The sequence below is a fragment of the Pseudarthrobacter oxydans genome, from assembly GCF_013314975.1.
GTDB lineage: Bacteria > Actinomycetota > Actinomycetes > Actinomycetales > Micrococcaceae > Arthrobacter > Arthrobacter oxydans.
The window spans coordinates 48,010-65,122 of the sequence record NZ_JABTYH010000017.1 but is presented as its reverse complement, the minus strand read 5'-3'; the positions used below and the strand labels follow the sequence as shown (position 1 = coordinate 65,122).

The following is a 17,113-nucleotide window of genomic DNA, read 5'->3' as shown; positions in this document are numbered from 1 at the left end:
GGGGCTATAGCTCAGCTGGTTAGAGCGCGGGACTCATAATCCTAAGGTCCTCGGTTCAAGTCCGAGTAGCCCTACCCCCCCCCAACGCGGAAACCGCGGCCGTCATACCTGCCGGCCGCGGTTTCCTTTCTTAAGCCTTCGATCTGCGGTATGTTACTGAGCAGTAACTTACGGCGCTCCTTCCTGGCGAGCCCCGGTCACCGCTGATCATTGTGAGGTAATCATGTCCACTACCGCTGCCGACCTCAACGACCTTCCCTACGCCGACGGCGACTTCTACGCCTTCGAACAGCTGCTGAGCGACAAGGAGCGGGACCGGCTGGCCGAGGTCAGGGAATTCCTGGCCCGTGAAGTGCGGCCCATCGCCGTGGACTTCTGGAACCGGGGGGAGTTCCCCATGGACCTCATCCCGAAGCTCGCCGGCATCGACCTCGTCAGCCCAGTGCGCCGGCAGGGCCACTCGAACCTGTTTGCCGGCCTTGTCCACGCTGAGTTGACCCGTGCGGATGCTTCCATCGCCACCTTCATGGGGGTTCACGACGGGCTGTTCACCGGGTCCATCGAAGCGCTGGCTTCGCAGGAGCAGAAGGATGCCTGGCTTCCGGACATCTACAGCATGAAGAAGATCGGGGCTTTTGGGCTGACTGAGCCGCTTGGCGGATCGGACGTGGCGGGCGGAACCCGCACCACGGCGCGCAGGGAAGGGGACTCCTGGATCCTCAATGGCGAAAAGCGCTGGATCGGAAATGCAACCTTCTCCGACTGGGTGGTGGTCTACGCCCGCGACCTCGCCGATGACAAGGTCAAGGGCTTCCTGGTGGACACCTCACTCGACGGCTTCAGCGCCAGTAAAATCGAGAACAAAATTGCGCTCCGCACCGTCCAGAACGCCGACATCAGCCTGGACAACGTGGTGGTGCCGGACTTCAACAAGCTTGCCAACGCCAACAGCTTCCGCGACGTCAACAAGGTCCTGAAGGTCACCCGGCTCGGTGTCGCCTGGCAGGCAGTCGGCCAGCAGCTGGCTGCGTTCGACGTGGCCCGGCGCTATGCTGTGGAGCGCCACCAGTTCGGCCGGCCGCTGGCATCCTTCCAGCTGGTACAAAGCCAGCTGGTCCAGATCCTGGGCAATGCGGTCAGCTCCATGGGCATGATGGTCCGGCTCTCCCAGCTGGAGGACGCCGGCGAGGCCAAGGATGAGCAGTCCGCCCTGGCCAAGGCGTTCACCACCGCGCGGATGCGTGAGAGCGTGGCGATCGGCAGGAGCCTGCTCGGCGGCAACGGCATTGTGACGGACTTTGAGATGGCCAAGATCTTTGCCGATGCAGAAGCCATCTACTCCTATGAGGGAACGCACGAGATCAACACGCTGGTGACCGGCAGGGCCATCACCGGGATCTCTGCCATCGTCTAGCGTCCATGGCAGGAGCCGTCCGGCCCGCTGCTGCCTACCTGTCCAGCGGCAGCAGGACCGATGGCCTCAGGTCCATCACGAACTGCAGCGGATCCACATAGTCATCCCCGCGCCGGACGCCCCAGTGGACACAGGGCGCGCCCGTGCAATGCCCGGGACGAACCGTACCGATAACCTGGCCCTTCGCCACTGGGGCGCCGGCGGCCAGGGTGCTGTCTACCGGTTCGAAGCTGCTCCGCAGCCCGTCCCCGTGGTCGATCGTGATCACCGGCCGGTCCACCACCACGCCCACGAAGCTGACGGTACCGGCCGCCGGGGAGGTGACCGGTGCGCCGTCGGCCGTTGCTCCCACATCAACGCCCCGGTGCCCGCTCAGCCAAGGCTTGGGCGGGGGATCGAAATGCCGCAGCACCTGCGGGCGCGGGGCAAGCGGCCATTGCCACGAGGGCACGGCCACCGCCGGGGAACTGGCGTCCGGCAGGGGTTGCCCCGCCTGCTGGATGGAATAGGCCGGCCCGAATGCCAGTGGCTCGCCTGCCGGGGCCAGCGAAGCCGGCAGCAGGAGGAGGGCCGCGAGCCGCAACGGTGGTGTCATGCCACCAGAATGCTCCTGGTTAAAAGACTGCGGGAGTGCCCATCCTGGCTATGTGGACAAGCTCCATGCCGATGTCCCTACCGTCCTCGCCGGTGTCCTCCTGCCTAAGGTGCCTGTAGTACACTTGGTGGAGCAGTTTGCTGCGCCCTCAATGCTTTCGGTCCGGCGGATATCCCAGCGGTTTTTCCAACGGTATATGCCCGTGTCCGGAATGCGTCGGCACATCTCATTCAGGAGTGTGGGGGAGCAACAGCTGACTACGCGCATCCAGCCCTTCAGCAAGCGACGCTCCGGCCTCGCCGATGGGGGATCAGGCCTCCTGCGGTCAGGACCATCGTCCTGATGGGAAGCATGGTGGATGCCAGGAGCACGGCCCAGCCTGGGCCACGCTAATCAACCGTCAACTATTGGCAGGGTAAGAAGCCTTCGGGCTCTCTCATGAATGACCTGCCGGAAGGAGCGTCGGCATGCCCGTCGTAACCATGCGCCAGCTGCTTGACAGCGGCGTCCACTTTGGACACCAGACCCGCCGTTGGAACCCGAAGATGAAGCGCTTCATCTTCACCGAGCGCAACGGCATCTACATCATCGACCTTCAGCAGTCGCTGTCCTACATCGACCGCGCCTACGAATTCGTGAAGGCCACCGTTGCCCACGGCGGCACCGTCCTGTTCGTCGGCACCAAGAAGCAGGCCCAGGAAGCGATTGCCGAGCAGGCAACCCGCGTTGGCCAGCCCTACGTCAACCAGCGTTGGCTCGGCGGTATGCTGACCAACTTCCAGACGGTCGCCAAGCGCATCCAGCGCATGAAGGAACTCGAAGAGATCGACTTCGACGACGTTGCCGGTTCCGCGTACACCAAGAAGGAGCTGCTGCTCCTCAAGCGCGAACTCACCAAGCTGGAGTCCAACCTCGGCGGTATCCGCAACCTGACCAAGGCACCGTCCGTGCTCTGGATCGTGGACACCAAGAAGGAACACCTCGCCGTTGACGAGGCCAAGAAGCTGAACATCCCCGTTGTTGCCATCCTGGACACCAACTGCGATCCCGACGAAGTCGACTTCCCGATCCCGGGCAACGACGACGCCATCCGCTCCGTGAACCTCCTCACCCGCGTTGTTGCCGACGCCGTTGCCGAGGGCCTCATCGCCCGCAACAACCGCGGCACCGGTGCTGCCGAAGCTCCGGAAGAGCCCCTGGCTGAGTGGGAGCGCGAGCTCCTCGAAGGCAGCAAGGCTGAAGAAGCTGCCGCTCCGGCCGCTGAAGAGGCTGCTGCTCCGGCTGCCGAGGAAGCTCCGGCCGCTGCCGAGGCTCCCGCCGAAGACGCCAAGTAACACAAGTACATCCGGATTTTCCGGCGCTGCCTGCAGCGCCGGAGCTGCTGACAGGATGGCGGCCCACCCGTGGGCTGCCGTCCTGTCAGTCCGTACACCACCACACATTTTCTAGACAGAGGGGTTCACATGGCGAACTACACTGCCGCGGACATCAAGGCCCTGCGCGAGCGCACCGGCGCCGGCATGATGGACGTCAAGAAGGCTCTTGACGAAGCCAACGGTGACGCCGAGAAGGCCATCGAAATCATCCGCATTAAGGGCCTCAAGGGCGCTACCAAGCGTGAAGGCCGTTCCACCGCCGAGGGCCTGGTGGCTGCCAAGGTCAGCAACGGCGTCGGCGTCATGATCGAGGTCAACTGCGAGACCGACTTCGTGGCCAAGGCTGACAAGTTCATCCAGCTGGCCGACAAGGTCCTGGCCGTCGCTGTCGAGTCCGGCGCTTCCGACCTCGAGACCCTGCTCGCCACCGATGTTGACGGCAAGCCCCTCTCCGAGGTTGTCGTCGAAGAAGGCGCAGTCCTGGGCGAGAAGGTTGTTGTCCGCCGCATCTCCCGCATCGAGGGCGCAACGGTCGACGCTTACCTGCACAAGACCTCCAAGGACCTCCCGGCCCAGGTTGGCGTGCTGTTCGCTGTTGACGGCGAAGGCGAAGCCGCTGCAACCGCAGCACACGACGTCGCAGTCCACATCGCTGCCATGGCTCCGAACTACCTGACCCGCGAGGACGTCCCGTCCGACCTGGTCGAGTCCGAGCGCCGCATCGCCGAAGAGACCGCCAAGGCTGAGGGCAAGCCCGAGGCCGCGCTCACCAAGATCGTGGAAGGCCGCGTTACCGGCTTCTACAAGGGTGAGGTCCTGGTTGACCAGGCATTCGCGAAGGACGCAAAGAAGTCCGTGGCGCAGGTCCTCGCAGAGGCCGGTGTCAAGGGAACCGCGTTCACGCGTTTCCGCGTCGGCTCCTAGCCGAAACTGCAAGGGGGTGGCCACTTCGGTGGCCGCCCCTTTTGCATGCGCGGGGGAAGGCCCCGTGCGGGACAGCCCGCATAGGGCCTTTGGCCGCGCAGCAGGATAACCTTTTTAGAGTCCACCAACGGGAAGGCATCATGGAAGCCGTCAACACTGTAATCCAGCCAGAGAAAAGCCGACGCCGGGTCCTCTTGAAGCTCTCAGGTGAAGTCTTCGGCGGCGGAAAGCTGGGCGTTGACCCCGAGACCGTCCGCGACGTCGCAAAGCAGATCGCCGCGGCCGTTCCCCAGGTGGAGGTGGCCATTGTCGTCGGCGGCGGCAACTTCTTCCGCGGTGCGGAGCTTTCCCAGAGCGGCATGGACCGGTCCCGCGCGGACTACATGGGCATGCTCGGCACCGTGATGAACTGCCTTGCCCTGCAGGACTTCCTGGAACAGGCCGGCGTCGAAACCCGGGTCCAGAGCGCCATCACCATGGGCCAGGTCGCCGAGGCCTACATTCCCCGCCGCGCCATCCGCCACATGGAAAAGGGCCGCGTGGTCATCTTCGGCGCGGGTGCGGGCCTTCCGTACTTCTCCACCGACACCGTCGCCGCCCAGCGGGCCCTCGAGGTCCACGCCGATGTGGTCCTGATGGCCAAGAGCGGCGTGGACGCCGTCTACACCGCCGACCCCAAGAAGGACCCCACCGCCGAGCGGCTGGAAACCCTCAGCTACGACGACGCCCTCCGCCGCGACATCCGGGTCATGGACCAGACGGCCATGACCATGTGCAAGGACAATGACCTTTCCATGGTGGTCTTCGGCATGGAAGGCGAAGGCAACGTCACCAGGGCCATCCTCGGCGAAAAGCTGGGCACGCTGGTCACCGCCTAGCTGCGGCTAGGATGATTTCAGGACTGTTCCGTCCCTGCCCCTGCGGGCGGGGGCGGGCCGGCATCAAAGAACCACGATTGTGCATGGACCCGGCGCCCCGGACTGCACCAGAATCTGAGGAGAGACCGTGATCGAAGAAACCTTGCTCGAAGCCGAAGAAAAGATGGACAAGGCCGTAGAGGTAGCCAAGGAAGACTTCGCTTCCGTCCGCACCGGGCGTGCCAACCCGGGCCTGTACAACAAGGTCCTCGTGGAGTACTACGGCTCACCCACCCCGCTGCAGCAGCTCGCCTCGTTCGCCATTCCGGACGCCCGCACCATCCTCATCACGCCCTTTGACAAGACGGCGCTGCGGGACATCGAGCGTGCGCTCAGTGATTCCGAGGTTGGCGCGAACCCGTCCAACGACGGCAACGTCATCCGGATCACCATCCCCGAGCTGACCAAGGAACGCCGCAAGGAGTACGTCAAGATCGTCAAGACCAAGGGCGAGGACGCCAAGGTCTCCATCCGCAACATCCGCCGCAAGGCCAAGGAAACCCTGGACCGCCTGGTCAAGGACGGCGAAGCCGGCGAAGACGAAGGCACCCGGGCCGAAAAGGAACTGGACAGCCTCACCAAGGCGCATGTGGACGGCATCGATGAGCTGCTCAAGCGCAAGGAAGCAGAGCTGCTCGAAGTCTGATGGGCCAGGCAGATCAGGCCCCCGCACCCAGGGCGCGCATACGGGGGAAGCAGCCCAGGAGCAACCCGACGCCGAAGGCAGGGAGGAACCTCCCTGCCGCCGTCGTGGTGGGCCTGGCAATGCTCTTCGCCGTACTCGGCGGACTGCTGCTGCTCCCGCTTGCCTTCGTAGCGGTCACCACCACCTTCGCCATTTTCGGCGTGTGGGAAATCTACCGCGCCCTGGAGGCCAACGGCACCAGGATGCCCATCATCCCGGTCATGACCGGTACGGTGGCCATGCCTTTCGCCGCCTACCTCGGGGGCATTGAGAGCCTCCTGTTCGCCATGCTGCTGAGCTCGGTGGCCGTGCTGTTGTGGCGGTCCATCGAAAGCGCGGCAGGTTCGGCCAACAGCATCTTCGCCGGAGTTTTCACGCTCGGCTGGGTACCGTTCTTCATCAGCTTCGCCGTCCTGCCGCTGCACGCCGCCGGCGGTGCAACGCCGCTGGGCCTCTGGCCGGGCGGGACGGTTCCCCACGGCGCCTGGCAGGTGGCCGTGATGCTCCTGCTGGTGGTCTCCAACGACACCTTCGGATACCTGGTGGGCGCGTCCCTGGGCAAGCACCCCATGGCGCCCAAAATCAGTCCCAAGAAGTCCTGGGAAGGATTCGCCGGCTCCATCGGCGGGGCTATGCTCATTGGAATCCTGGCCTGCCTCTTTGTGCTGGACCAGCCCTGGTGGGTGGGCGTCGTACTGGCGGTCGGCCTGGTGGCGGCTTCCACGGCGGGCGACCTGGCGGAATCCATGGTCAAGCGCGAACTGGGCATCAAGGACATGAGCAGCATCCTGCCCGGACACGGGGGAGTCATGGACAGGCTCGACTCCATCGTGTTCGCGTCCCCGGCCGCGTTCATCCTGTACGGACTGGTGTCCGGCGCCTGACACAAACCCTGCCGGACCTGCAGAGTCGGACCTGCAGAGAACCCCCGGCACAAATAAGCTGGTGCAGAAGCACGACAGCTGAAGAGCATCGAAGGAAACATAGTGGCATTGGACATTCATCGGCAGATCCCTGCGTCCTTTGAGCGCGTCCAGCGCGGCGAGTACGGCTACAACGCCAAACAGGTGGACCAGTTCCTGCAGCAGGCGCGCGTATCGCTGGAGAACCCGGAGTCAGCGCCGCAGCCCATCAACAGCGCGGACGTGCGGGCTGTCTCCTTCGATCCCGTCAAAGGCGGATATTCCGCCGCCATCGTGGACGCAGCCCTGGACCGGCTGGAGGATGCCTTCGCCCGCCGGGAACGTGATGAGCTGATCGCTGCCAGTGGCGAGGAAGCCTGGCTGCGCGAGATCGGTCACCTCTCGGGCATCCTGCGCGGCCGCCTGCACCGGCCGGACGGCGACCGCTTCCGCCGCCCCGCCAGGAAGAAGGCCCGCAGCTACAACACGGCCGACGTCGACCGGCTGTGCCGTGAGCTCATCGCCTACCTTGAGCAGGACAAGCCGCTCAGCGTGGACAGCGTCCGCCGGGCGGTCTTCCGCCCCGCCGTAGGCCATGAAGGGTACGAGGAAGCCCAGGTGGACGCCTTCCTGGACCGGGTCGTCGAGCTCATGGCTGCCATCGACTGATCCTGCTGGCCCCGCCTCAGCGTTCGGTGGCCAGCGGCCGTTCGGGCGTGTGCAGCCGGGTCATCACCTTCGACATCGTCTTCGGAATCCGCTGCGACGTTGCGCGGGACACGATGACCATCACCGCAAAGGCTGCGGGAACCGTCCACGCCGCCGGCTGGGCCAGCCAGCCCGGCGTGCTGGCGGCCCCGGCCAGCGCTCCTGCGATCATCGCCCCGCCGCACAGCACCCCGCCGGTCAGCATGCCGGCGATGGCGCCGGCGTCAGTCAGACCGCGCCACCAGATGCCCAGCAGCAGCACCGGGCAGACTGTTGACGCTGTGAACGCGAACACCAGCCCCACACTCCCGGCGAGGGCGAACGAGTCGGTTATGAAGGCGAAGCCCAGCGGCACCACGGCGGAAATGACGGCTGCCAGCCGGAAGCTGCCCACGCCCGCGCCCAGGACGTCCTGGCTGATAACGCCGGCCAGCGAAACCACCAGGCCCGACGTGGTGGACAGAAACGCAGCGAAGGCTCCCGCCACCACCAGCGCTGACAACAGGTCGCCTGCCGTTCCGCCCACCAGCTCTCCCGGGAGCAGCAGCACCATGGCGTCCGCCTGCCCCGCGGTCGCCAGGCCGGGAGCGAACATGCGTCCCACCAGCCCGTACGCGGTAGGGAACAGGTAAAACACGGACAGCAGGCCCAGGACGATCAGCGTGGTGCGGCGGGCGGACTGCCCGTCCGGGTTGGTGTAGAAGCGCACCAGGACGTGCGGCAGGCCGAGGGTTCCGAACAGCAGGGCCACCAGGAGCGAGACGTTCTGGTAGAGGCCGGCAGGCGGCGCGCCGGTGGGATTGACCGACGGCGGCGCGAGCGCGGGAGTCCCGCTGCCTGCAAGGACCAAGATGATGAACAGGATGGGCACAGCCAGAGCGGTGAGTTTCAGCCAGTACTGGAACGCCTGGACGAACGTGATGGAGCGCATGCCGCCCGCCACCACGGTGAGGCACACAACGATCACCACCGCCACCGATCCCACCCAGGACGGCAGGCCTGTGGTGATGCGGATGGTGAGGGCAGCACCATGGAGCTGGGGCACGATGTACAGCCAGCCCACCAGCACCACCACCAGGCTGGTCACCTTGCGGACCGGCAGGGAGTCAAGCCTGGCCTCGGTGAAGTCCGGGATGGTGTACGCCCCGGACCGCCGCAGCGGCGCGGCCACGAAGAGCAGCAGCATCAGGTATCCGGCCGTGTAGCCCACCGGAAACCACAGCGCATCCGTGCCGGACAGCAGGATCAGGCCGGCAACACCCAGGAAGCTGGCGGCGGAAAGGTACTCGCCGCCGATGGCCGAGGCGTTCCACCACGGCCGGACCGTCCGGGAGGCGACATAGAAGTCACCCGTGGTCCGTGAAATCCGCAGGCCGTAAAACCCGATGACCGCGGTGGCCACGGACACCCCTACCAGGGCAGCCAGCGCCACGCCGGGGTTCACGGTGCCCTCACCGGTCCTCGGCCAGGTCCCGGTAGCGGGCCTCGTTGCGCGCCGCCGTCCGGATGTACAGCCACGCACTGAGCCCGATGACCGGATAGATGCCCGCTCCCAGCAGCAGCCAGGCGAACGGAATGCCCGCCACCCGGGTTTCCGCCAGGCCGGGGACTGCTGCGAGCAGCAGGGGGAAAGCGCAAAGGATCAGCAGGAAACCCGCGGCCACCACCAGGGCCAGCCGCAGCTGGGACCTGATCAGGGACCTGACGAACACCTGGCCCACTTCCGAGTCCTGCGCCGCTTCCCTCGTCTCCTTGGCCGGACGAGCCGCAGTCCGCGGAGCCGTGACCCGCACCCTGGTCATGTAATGGGCCTGATCCGGGTGGCCTCAAGCTTTTCCCGGACCGTGGGCAGGTGCCGCCTGCTGATGGGAAGGCCAGCGCCCGCCACCGTGACGCTGGGACCGTCCGCGGCGAGCTTCATCGAGGTCACGTGCTTGAGGGCCACCAGGTAGGACCGGTGCGTCCGGATGAAGCCTGCATCCGCCCACTGCTGCTCAAGGTCGGCAAGCGGGACCCTGATCAGGTAGCTGGCTTCGGCGGTGTGGAGCCTTGCGTAGTCTCCCTGCGCCTGGACGTACGTCACGTCGTCGCGCCTGATCATCCTGGTGGTCCCGCCCTGGTCCACCGTGATCATCTCCGGGGCGGCGCCGCCGTCGCGAAGTTCACTGATGCGCCCCACGCAGCGTGAAAGGCGTTCCGCCCGCACGGGCTTGAGCAGGTAGTCCACTGCCGCAAGCTCGAAGGCGTCCAGTGCGTGGTCCTCGTCCGCCGTCACGAACACGACGGCCGGCGGCCGGCTGCTCCCGGCGATGGCGCGGGCAATGTCCAGGCCGGACACCGCCGGCATGTGGATGTCCAGGAAGACGGCGTCAACAGGGGCGGAGGCGAGCGCTTTGAGCGCATCGCTGCCGGAGGTTGCCCGGAGGATTTTGCCCACGCGCTCGTCCTTGCCCAGCAGGAAGGCCAGTTCCTCTACGGCAGGCAGCTCATCATCAACGACGAGGACGTTAATCATGCTCCTAGGGTAGCTTTCCGGAGCAGGGGCAAGGCGCCGGCGGTACGCTGTGCGGTCCGGGCGGGGTCATGCATCGTGCCGGGGCTGGGACTTGGGGACCCGCATGGTGATCAGGGTTCCTTCCCCGGGCGCGGTCTCGATGACCAGCCCGTGGTCGTTGCCGTAAACCTGGCGGAGGCGGGCATCGACGTTGCGCAGGCCCACATGCTCGCCGTCCGTGTGCCCGGCCAGCATGGACTGCAGCTGCTCCGGATCCATGCCCACGCCGTCGTCCTCGATGGTCACCTCCGCGAACGCGCCGGCGTCGTTGGCGGTGATGCTGATGTGTCCCGGCCCCTCCTTGGCCTCGAGCCCGTGCCGGACCGCGTTCTCCACCAGCGGCTGCAGGCTCAGGAACGGGATCACGGTGCTGAGCACTTCCGGAGCTACCCTCAGGCTCACCTGGACGCGCTCGCCGAACCGCGCCCGTTCCAGCAGCAGGTACCGGTCGATGCAGCGAAGTTCCTCAGCCAGGGTGGTGAAGTCCCCGTGCCGCCGGAACGAATACCGGGTGAAGTCGGCGAACTCAACCACCAGCTCCCGGGCGCGGGCGGGGTCGGTGTTGATGAAGGATGCGATGGCATTGAGCGAGTTGTAGATGAAATGCGGGCTGATCTGCGCGCGCAGGGCCCGCACCTCGGCCTCCATCAGCTGGGTGCGGGAGGCGTCCAGCTCCGCGAGTTCCACCTGCACGGCCACCCAGTCCGCCACTTCGCTGGTGGCCCTGACCAGTCCCGCGCCGGCGGAGGGAGCGAAGGCGGCGACGGCGCCCACCACCCGGGTGCCGGCACGCACCGGTGCGATCACGGCGGCGAGCGGACCGCCGGTGGCCTCCGTCGCGGCGCCGGCGTCCCCGGCGGGAAGGACGGCCGTGCGGCCGCTGGCCAGGACGCCGGCAGCAAGGTCCATCATGCGCGGCTTCAGGTCCTCGCCGGTACCGTCCCACGCCAGCACACCGGAGGTGTCCATGATGGCCAGGGCGTCACAGCCCAGCAGGGTGCGCAGCTGGCGGCTGGCCTTGGCAGCGCCGGCGGGGTTGAGGCCACGGCGCAGGTGTTGGCCCGCCTGGGAAGCGGCATGCAGGGTGTGGTAGGTGGCGCGTTCCGCATCCGTGCCCAGGTCGCGGAAGGACCTGAGCACCTTGAGCCCCACGCCGACGACGACGGCGATGGCCATGGCGATGACTGCCACGGCCGCGGCGGTCAGGAGGGGGGAGTCCGGCATGGTGCCCAGCGTAGCCGCGGGTGCCGTTTGTCGCAGCATCCCGACCGTTGAGCGCCCGCAGGCCTGCAGGCTCTGGAACTGGCGGGATGCAGCCCGCAGAGTGATTGCAGTCACATTTGCGGTATCCCGTCTTCCGGGCCTGCCGTTGGGTGTGTTCAGGCAAGTCTCAACGAGGAGGAACGATGGGTAACGATGCCCACACTCCGGACGCAGCGGCGTCCGTGGACTTCGAGCAGGTCCAGTCGACGGAGCAGTTCAAGGAACTGCGCAAGCGTCACCGCAGCTTTGTCTTTCCCATGGCAGTCGCATTCCTGCTGTGGTACTTCGCATACGTCCTGCTCGCCGACTACGCCGTGGAATTCATGTCCACCAAGGTCTGGGGCAACATCAACGTGGGCCTGATCCTTGGCCTGCTCCAGTTCGTGTCCACGTTCGCCATCACTGGCTGGTACGTCAGCTACTCCAACCGGCGGCTGGACCCCATCGCGAAGGAGATCCGGGACGAGATCGAGGGTCACGAATTCGACAAGCACGGCAACCGAGTGAGCGGAGTTAACAAATGATCGGCATCGCCGCAGCGGTGGACGTGGCCGCCCTCAAGGACACCACGCTGCTCAACATGGGAATCTTCGGCATCTTCGTGGCCGTGACCATGGTGATCGTGCTGCGCGCCAGCCGGAACAACAAAACCGCCGCGGACTACTACGCCGCCGGCCGCTCCTTCACCGGCTCGCAAAACGGAACCGCCATCGCCGGCGACTACCTCTCCGCAGCCTCCTTCCTGGGCATCACCGGCGCCATCGCCATCAACGGCTATGACGGCTTCATGTACTCCATCGGCTTCCTTGTGGCCTGGCTCGTCGCGCTCCTGCTCGTGGCCGAGCTCCTGCGCAACACCGGCAAGTTCACCATGGCCGATGTGCTGTCGTTCCGGCTGAAGCAGCGGCCCGTCCGCATCGCCGCCGCCATCTCCACCCTCGCAGTCTGCTTCTTCTACCTCCTGGCCCAGATGGCAGGAGCAGGCAGCCTGATCTCCCTGCTCCTTGGCATCAGCGACTGGGGCGGACAGGCCCTGGTAATCATCGTCGTCGGCGCCCTGATGATCATGTACGTCCTGATCGGCGGCATGAAGGGCACAACCTGGGTGCAGATCATCAAGGCGATCCTGCTCATCGCAGGCGCAGCCGTCATGACCATTTGGGTCCTGGCCATCTACGGCTTCAACCTCTCCAGCCTCTTGGGCGCCGCAGTGGAAACGGCCAACAACCCGGCTGTGCTGAATCCCGGCCTGCAGTACGGCAAGACGGAAACCTCGAAGATCGACTTCATGTCACTCGGCCTCGCACTGGTCCTGGGCACGGCAGCGCTGCCTCACGTACTCATGCGCTTCTACACGGTCCCCACGGCCAAGGAAGCCCGCAAGTCCGTGGTGTGGTCAATCTGGCTGATCGGCCTGTTCTACCTCTTCACCCTGGTGCTTGGTTACGGTGCAGCTGCCCTGGTTGGTGCCGAGACCATCAAGGGCGCACCGGGCGGCGTGAACTCGGCCGCCCCGCTGCTGGCCTTCTACCTGGGCGGGCCGCTTCTGCTGGGCTTCATCTCAGCTGTGGCCTTCGCCACCATCCTGGCCGTTGTGGCCGGCCTGACCATCACGGCTGCCGCTTCCTTTGCCCATGACATCTACGCCAGCGTCATTTCCAAGGGCAAGGCCGACGCCGACACCGAGGTGAAGGTGGCCCGGCGCACCGTTGTGGTCATCGGCGTTCTCGCCATCCTGGGCGGCATCCTTGCCAACGGACAGAACGTGGCGTTCCTCGTGGCGCTCGCCTTCGCCGTCGCCGCCTCCGCCAACCTGCCCACGATCGTCTACTCCCTGTTCTGGCGGAAGTTCACCACCCAGGGTGCAGTCTGGAGCATGTACGGCGGCCTGGGTTCCGCGATCATCCTGATCATCTTCTCGCCGGTGGTTTCCGGCGGAGCAACATCCATGATCAAGGACGCCAACTTCGCACTCTTCCCGCTGAGCAACCCGGGCATCGTGTCCATCCCCCTCGCCTTCTTCCTGGGCTGGCTCGGAACGACGCTCGACAAGAATCGGGAGGACACGGCCAAGCAGGCCGAAATGGAAGTCCGCTCCCTTACGGGGGTGGGTGCCGAAAAGGCCGTCGACCACTGACCTGACGGCAGCAACAACAAAGCCTCCGCACCGGGGAGCAGTTCCCCGGCGCGGAGGCTTTGTTGTGCCGGCCGGGACTACGCTGCCGGCCGCAGCTTGATGTTGGTCATCTTGAGATCGTCAGTGCCCTCGAAACGGTAGGCAAGGTCCACGTTTTTGCCGTCGCAGGTGATCAGGCCCGCGATATCCGCCGACTTAACGCCGTTCTCGGTGGCCACCTTGAGGTCGCTGTAGTCCGGCGTGCAGGTTTCATCCATCTCCAGGCTGTTGACGCCTTCAATGAAGGCCTCCTTGGACAGCTGCTCCTGCAGGGCGGGGTCAAGGTACTCGTCGTAGGCCCTGGAGCTGTCCCCGGCGAGGACCAGCTTGGTGAAACCGTCAGCCAGGCCCCTGGCCTGGTTGGTGGCGCCGCCCACCACGTTCACCAGAATGACGATGCCCAGGACCACCAGCAGCAGGACGCCGCCGGCGCCCGCCAGGATGATCCACAGTTTCCGCCGGCTCTTCGGCGGGGGCTGCCCCGGGAGCCCAAACGGGGACCCCTGGTCCTGCCCGTAGCGGGAAGGCTGTGCCGGCTGCGGGGACGCGGCGCCGGCGCGGCCCGGCGGAAACGGTTCCTGGGGAGTGCTCAAGGTGGAGCCTTTCCGGAAAATGGTGCATGGCACCGCCTGGAGGCGGGGCGCTGTGCCTGCCGCCGATTAACTGGCATTCAGCCTATAGCGTGCGGCGCCGCCGTCGTGCTCCAGCCCGGCCCCGGCGTCGTGTGTTCCGCGAAAGCGCGCCGGCTGTTAGGTGCGTCCGGGGCCGCGTTCAAGGAGGGGCTGGACGCGGAAGGGAATAAGTTCTCCCATGGCAAGCGCCGTATCGGTCCGGTCCACCCCTTCGCACGCCAGGATTTTCCCGTTGATCCTGAACAGGTCCTCGGCGTCCAGCGCCACCACGCGCAGCAGCAGGTCCGCCGAACCGGTCAGGCCATATCCTTCGAGGATCTCGGGAATGTCTGCGAGTTCCTTCGCCAGCAGGGCGAGCCGCTGCTGCTGGACATGGACGGAGATGAAGGCCATCAGCGGGTAGCCCAGGGCCGCCGGATTGATGCGCCGTTCGAAGGACAGGAAGACGTGTTTCTTCTCCAGCTGCGCCATCCGCGCCTGCACGGTGTTCCGGGAGAGGCCCAGCTTCTGGGCCAGGGCCACCACCGTTTGCCGGGCATCCTGGGCCAGGGCGGAGAGCAGGCGGGCGTCGGTGCCATCCAAGGCTTGCATAATGCGCAACGCTAGCACGGTCCCGTGCCCTCCCGCAGAGCATTTTGCTCAGGGATCGCGCCGGTAGTTGTACCTCCTGAGCATTGTGAGTAGGGTCACAAATATCCGGGGCAACGGCGCCCGGGCGGCCGGCGGCCGAAGGGGCCACAAGTCCCAAAACCGCGGGTCAACGACGTGAGAAGGTTGCGGGCTATCGTGTCTACAGACGAAACGGGCCAGGGCGGGCCAGCCGCCCCCGACAGCGCCCGGCACCCCCATGGACAGGGGCGGGATTTGGTCCAACTGGTTACTCCGTCCGGTGAGCGGATCAGCCACCCGGAGTTCGACTATTGGGTCAGGGACGTCACTGACGAGCAGTTGTGTTCCCTCTACGAGGACATGACCGTGATCCGGCGCATCGACGTCGAGGCAACCGCCCTGCAGCGGCAGGGCGAACTCGGGCTCTGGCCGCCGCTGCTGGGGCAGGAAGCCGCGCAGATCGGTTCGGGCCGGGCGCTCCGCACTGACGACTTTGTCTTCTCCAGCTACCGGGAGAACGGGGTGGCTTACTGCCGGGGAGTGGACCTGACGGACATCCTCCGGGTATGGCGCGGCACTGCGTCCTCGGGCTGGGATCCCTACACCATCAACATGGCCACCCCGCAGATCATCATCGGCGCCCAGACCCTCCACGCCACCGGCTATGCAATGGGCATCCAGAATGACGGCGCCGATTCCGTGGCCGTGACCTACTTTGGCGACGGCGCCACCAGCGAGGGCGACGTCAACGAGGCCATGGTCTTCGCGGCAAGCTTCCAGGTGCCCGTGGTGTTTTTCTGCACCAACAACCACTGGGCCATTTCGGAGCCTGTCCGGCTCCAGTCGCACATCCAGCTGGCAGACAGGGCTGCCGGGTTCGGCATCCCCAGCCTGCGCGTGGACGGCAACGACGTCCTGGCCGTGATGGCTGCCACCCGCGTGGCCCTGGACCGGGCCCGCCGTGGCGGCGGCCCCACGTTCATCGAGGCCGTCAGCTACCGCATGGGCCCGCATACCACGGCGGATGACCCGACGCGCTACCGTGACGCCAACGAACTCGAGGACTGGGCCGCCAGGGACCCGATCTCCCGCATCGCCGCGCTCCTCGAACGGAAGGGCCTGCTGACGGAGGAACTGCAGCAGCAGGTGAAGGACAAGGCCGACGCCGTGGCACGCGAGATGCGGGCGGGCTGCACCACCATGCCGGCCCCGGAGCCACTCGACGTCTTCAGGAACGTCTACAGCACGCCCAACTCCTGGCTGGACCGGCAGCAGGACCACTACGCCCGTTACCTGGCAACCTTCGGTGATCCCGCAGGAGCCGTTGCAGAAGAAGGTGCACGCTGATGACCCAGATGACCTTTGCCCGCGCGATCAACGCGGGCTTGCGGAAGTCCCTGGAGAACGACCCCAAAGTGGTGCTCATGGGGGAGGACATCGGCACCCTCGGCGGCGTGTTCCGGGTGACCGACGGACTGCAGAAGGACTTCGGCACGCACCGGGTGGTGGATACGCCCCTGGCCGAATCGGCCATCGTGGGCACCGCCGTTGGCCTCGCCTACCGCGGCTACCGCCCGGTGGTGGAGATCCAGTTCGACGGATTCATCTATCCGGCGTTCGACCAGATCGTCAGCCAGGTGGCCAAGCTCCACTACCGCACCCGCGGGGCAGTCAAGATGCCCATCACCATCAGGGTCCCGTTCGGCGGCGGGATCGGCTCGCCCGAGCACCACTCCGAATCGCCGGAGGCCTATTTCACGCACACGTCCGGCCTGCGCGTCGTCACCGTTTCCAGCCCGCAGGACGCGTACACCGTGATCCAGCAGGCCATCGCCTGCGACGACCCCGTGCTCTATTTCGAGCCCAAGCGGCGGTACCACGACAAAGGCGACGTTGACGAGTCCCTTGACCACACTTCGCCCATGTCCATGGGCGAGGCGCGCGTCCTCACCCAAGGCACCGATGTCACGCTGGTGGCCTACGGTCCGCTGGTCAAGACGGCCCTGGACGCCGCGTCGGCCGCTGCCGATGAAGGAGTTTCCATCGAGGTCATCGACCTGCGCTCGCTGGCACCCGTGGACTACGAAACAGTTGTGGCCTCCGTCCGCAGGACCGGGCGCCTGGTCATCACCCACGAGGCCGCACAGTCGGGCGGCCTGGGGGCGGAAGTGGCTGCCAGTATTACCGAGCGGTGCTTCTACCACCTGGAGGCGGCACCAGTCCGCGTCACCGGATTCGATATTCCCTACCCTTACTCAAAGCTTGAGATGCACCACCTGCCGGGCCTGGACCGGATCCTGGACGGCGTAGACCGTGCCCTGGGCCGGCCGAACTCCCTCAGCGGGCTGGAAGGATGAG

Annotated in this window: 18 protein-coding genes and 1 tRNA gene; 12 read left to right on the top strand and 7 right to left on the bottom strand. The window is 66.0% G+C overall.

Annotated features, from left to right (window positions below; genetic code table 11):
• Window positions 1–74: transfer RNA gene (locus HTS88_RS12655), tRNA-Ile, on the top strand.
• A 149-nt stretch (window positions 75–223) separates the two neighbouring features.
• Window positions 224–1,414, top strand: a complete 1,191-nt coding sequence (locus HTS88_RS12650; RefSeq protein WP_174178872.1) for an acyl-CoA dehydrogenase family protein — start codon at window positions 224–226, stop codon at window positions 1,412–1,414.
• Between the two features lie 34 nt (window positions 1,415–1,448).
• Here the strand turns inward: HTS88_RS12650 and HTS88_RS12645 are convergent, their stop codons facing one another.
• Window positions 1,449–2,009 (bottom strand): M23 family metallopeptidase, encoded by a 561-nt coding sequence (locus HTS88_RS12645; RefSeq protein WP_174178869.1) that lies wholly within the window; start codon window positions 2,007–2,009, stop codon window positions 1,449–1,451.
• 467 nt (window positions 2,010–2,476) lie between these two features.
• On the opposite strand from HTS88_RS12645, the gene rpsB reads away from it, so the two are divergent.
• The 6 genes from rpsB to HTS88_RS12615 all read left to right on the top strand — a co-directional run bounded on the left by rpsB (window position 2,477) and on the right by HTS88_RS12615 (window position 7,482).
• A complete protein-coding gene (gene rpsB, locus HTS88_RS12640) occupies window positions 2,477–3,343 on the top strand; it encodes a 30S ribosomal protein S2 (protein ID WP_174178867.1) in 867 nt (288 codons plus the stop codon).
• 129 nt (window positions 3,344–3,472) lie between these two features.
• Window positions 3,473–4,309: a translation elongation factor Ts gene (gene tsf / locus HTS88_RS12635; protein WP_174178865.1), complete on the top strand. Its 837-nt coding sequence runs from the start codon at window positions 3,473–3,475 to the stop codon at window positions 4,307–4,309.
• Between the two features lie 140 nt (window positions 4,310–4,449).
• Window positions 4,450–5,187, top strand: coding sequence for a UMP kinase (pyrH, locus tag HTS88_RS12630; protein ID WP_174178863.1), 738 nt, complete (start codon window positions 4,450–4,452; stop codon window positions 5,185–5,187).
• A 127-nt stretch (window positions 5,188–5,314) separates the two neighbouring features.
• On the top strand, window positions 5,315–5,872 hold the full coding sequence (gene frr, locus HTS88_RS12625) for a ribosome recycling factor (RefSeq protein ID WP_066274709.1): 558 nt from the start codon (window positions 5,315–5,317) through the stop codon (window positions 5,870–5,872).
• The gene (locus HTS88_RS12620) at window positions 5,872–6,795 is read left to right on the top strand and encodes a phosphatidate cytidylyltransferase (RefSeq protein ID WP_066274710.1); all 924 of its coding nucleotides are present in this window, start codon (window positions 5,872–5,874) and stop codon (window positions 6,793–6,795) included. The genes frr and HTS88_RS12620 overlap by 1 nt, the downstream gene beginning before the upstream one ends.
• Window positions 6,796–6,897: 102 nt before the next feature.
• Window positions 6,898–7,482, top strand: coding sequence for a DivIVA domain-containing protein (locus HTS88_RS12615; RefSeq protein ID WP_174178861.1), 585 nt, complete (start codon window positions 6,898–6,900; stop codon window positions 7,480–7,482).
• A gap of 16 nt (window positions 7,483–7,498) precedes the next feature.
• On the opposite strand, the gene HTS88_RS12610 is transcribed toward HTS88_RS12615, so the two are convergent.
• From HTS88_RS12610 to HTS88_RS12595, 4 genes are all read right to left on the bottom strand, one after another.
• The gene (locus HTS88_RS12610; RefSeq protein ID WP_174178859.1) at window positions 7,499–8,965 is read right to left on the bottom strand and encodes a sodium:solute symporter family transporter; all 1,467 of its coding nucleotides are present in this window, start codon (window positions 8,963–8,965) and stop codon (window positions 7,499–7,501) included.
• Between the two features lie 7 nt (window positions 8,966–8,972).
• The gene (locus tag HTS88_RS12605) at window positions 8,973–9,323 is read right to left on the bottom strand and encodes a DUF485 domain-containing protein (protein WP_066274714.1); all 351 of its coding nucleotides are present in this window, start codon (window positions 9,321–9,323) and stop codon (window positions 8,973–8,975) included.
• Window positions 9,320–10,036, bottom strand: a complete 717-nt coding sequence (locus tag HTS88_RS12600; RefSeq protein WP_174178857.1) for a LytR/AlgR family response regulator transcription factor — start codon at window positions 10,034–10,036, stop codon at window positions 9,320–9,322. The genes HTS88_RS12605 and HTS88_RS12600 overlap by 4 nt, the downstream gene beginning before the upstream one ends.
• A 66-nt stretch (window positions 10,037–10,102) precedes the next feature.
• On the bottom strand, window positions 10,103–11,299 hold the full coding sequence (locus HTS88_RS12595) for a sensor histidine kinase (protein ID WP_174178916.1): 1,197 nt from the start codon (window positions 11,297–11,299) through the stop codon (window positions 10,103–10,105).
• A 182-nt stretch (window positions 11,300–11,481) separates the two neighbouring features.
• Between HTS88_RS12595 and HTS88_RS12590 the strand changes: the two genes are divergently transcribed.
• Together HTS88_RS12590 and HTS88_RS12585 are read left to right on the top strand one after the other, a co-directional pair.
• Window positions 11,482–11,862, top strand: a complete 381-nt coding sequence (locus tag HTS88_RS12590) for a DUF485 domain-containing protein (RefSeq protein WP_157238621.1) — start codon at window positions 11,482–11,484, stop codon at window positions 11,860–11,862.
• Entirely contained in the window at window positions 11,859–13,475 is a 1,617-nt protein-coding gene (locus HTS88_RS12585) for a solute symporter family protein (protein WP_174178855.1), read from the top strand. Before HTS88_RS12590 ends, HTS88_RS12585 begins: the two co-directional genes overlap by 4 nt.
• 77 nt (window positions 13,476–13,552) lie before the next feature.
• On the opposite strand, the gene HTS88_RS12580 is transcribed toward HTS88_RS12585, so the two are convergent.
• Window positions 13,553–14,107 carry a hypothetical protein gene (locus HTS88_RS12580; protein ID WP_174178853.1) on the bottom strand — a complete coding sequence of 185 codons (555 nt, stop codon included), beginning with the start codon at window positions 14,105–14,107 and terminating at the stop codon, window positions 13,553–13,555.
• 156 nt (window positions 14,108–14,263) lie between these two features.
• Window positions 14,264–14,737 carry an Lrp/AsnC family transcriptional regulator gene (locus tag HTS88_RS12575; protein WP_174178851.1) on the bottom strand — a complete coding sequence of 158 codons (474 nt, stop codon included), beginning with the start codon at window positions 14,735–14,737 and terminating at the stop codon, window positions 14,264–14,266.
• Window positions 14,738–14,932: 195 nt separating this feature from the next.
• Here HTS88_RS12575 and pdhA point away from each other — a divergent pair, with 195 nt between their 5' ends.
• Both pdhA and HTS88_RS12565 read left to right on the top strand, forming a co-directional pair.
• Window positions 14,933–16,102 carry a pyruvate dehydrogenase (acetyl-transferring) E1 component subunit alpha gene (gene pdhA, locus HTS88_RS12570; RefSeq protein ID WP_174178848.1) on the top strand — a complete coding sequence of 390 codons (1,170 nt, stop codon included), beginning with the start codon at window positions 14,933–14,935 and terminating at the stop codon, window positions 16,100–16,102.
• Complete coding sequence (locus HTS88_RS12565; RefSeq protein WP_174178846.1) at window positions 16,102–17,112, top strand: alpha-ketoacid dehydrogenase subunit beta; 1,011 nt, start codon at window positions 16,102–16,104, stop codon at window positions 17,110–17,112. Before pdhA ends, HTS88_RS12565 begins: the two co-directional genes overlap by 1 nt.
• Window position 17,113 lies beyond the last annotated feature (1 nt).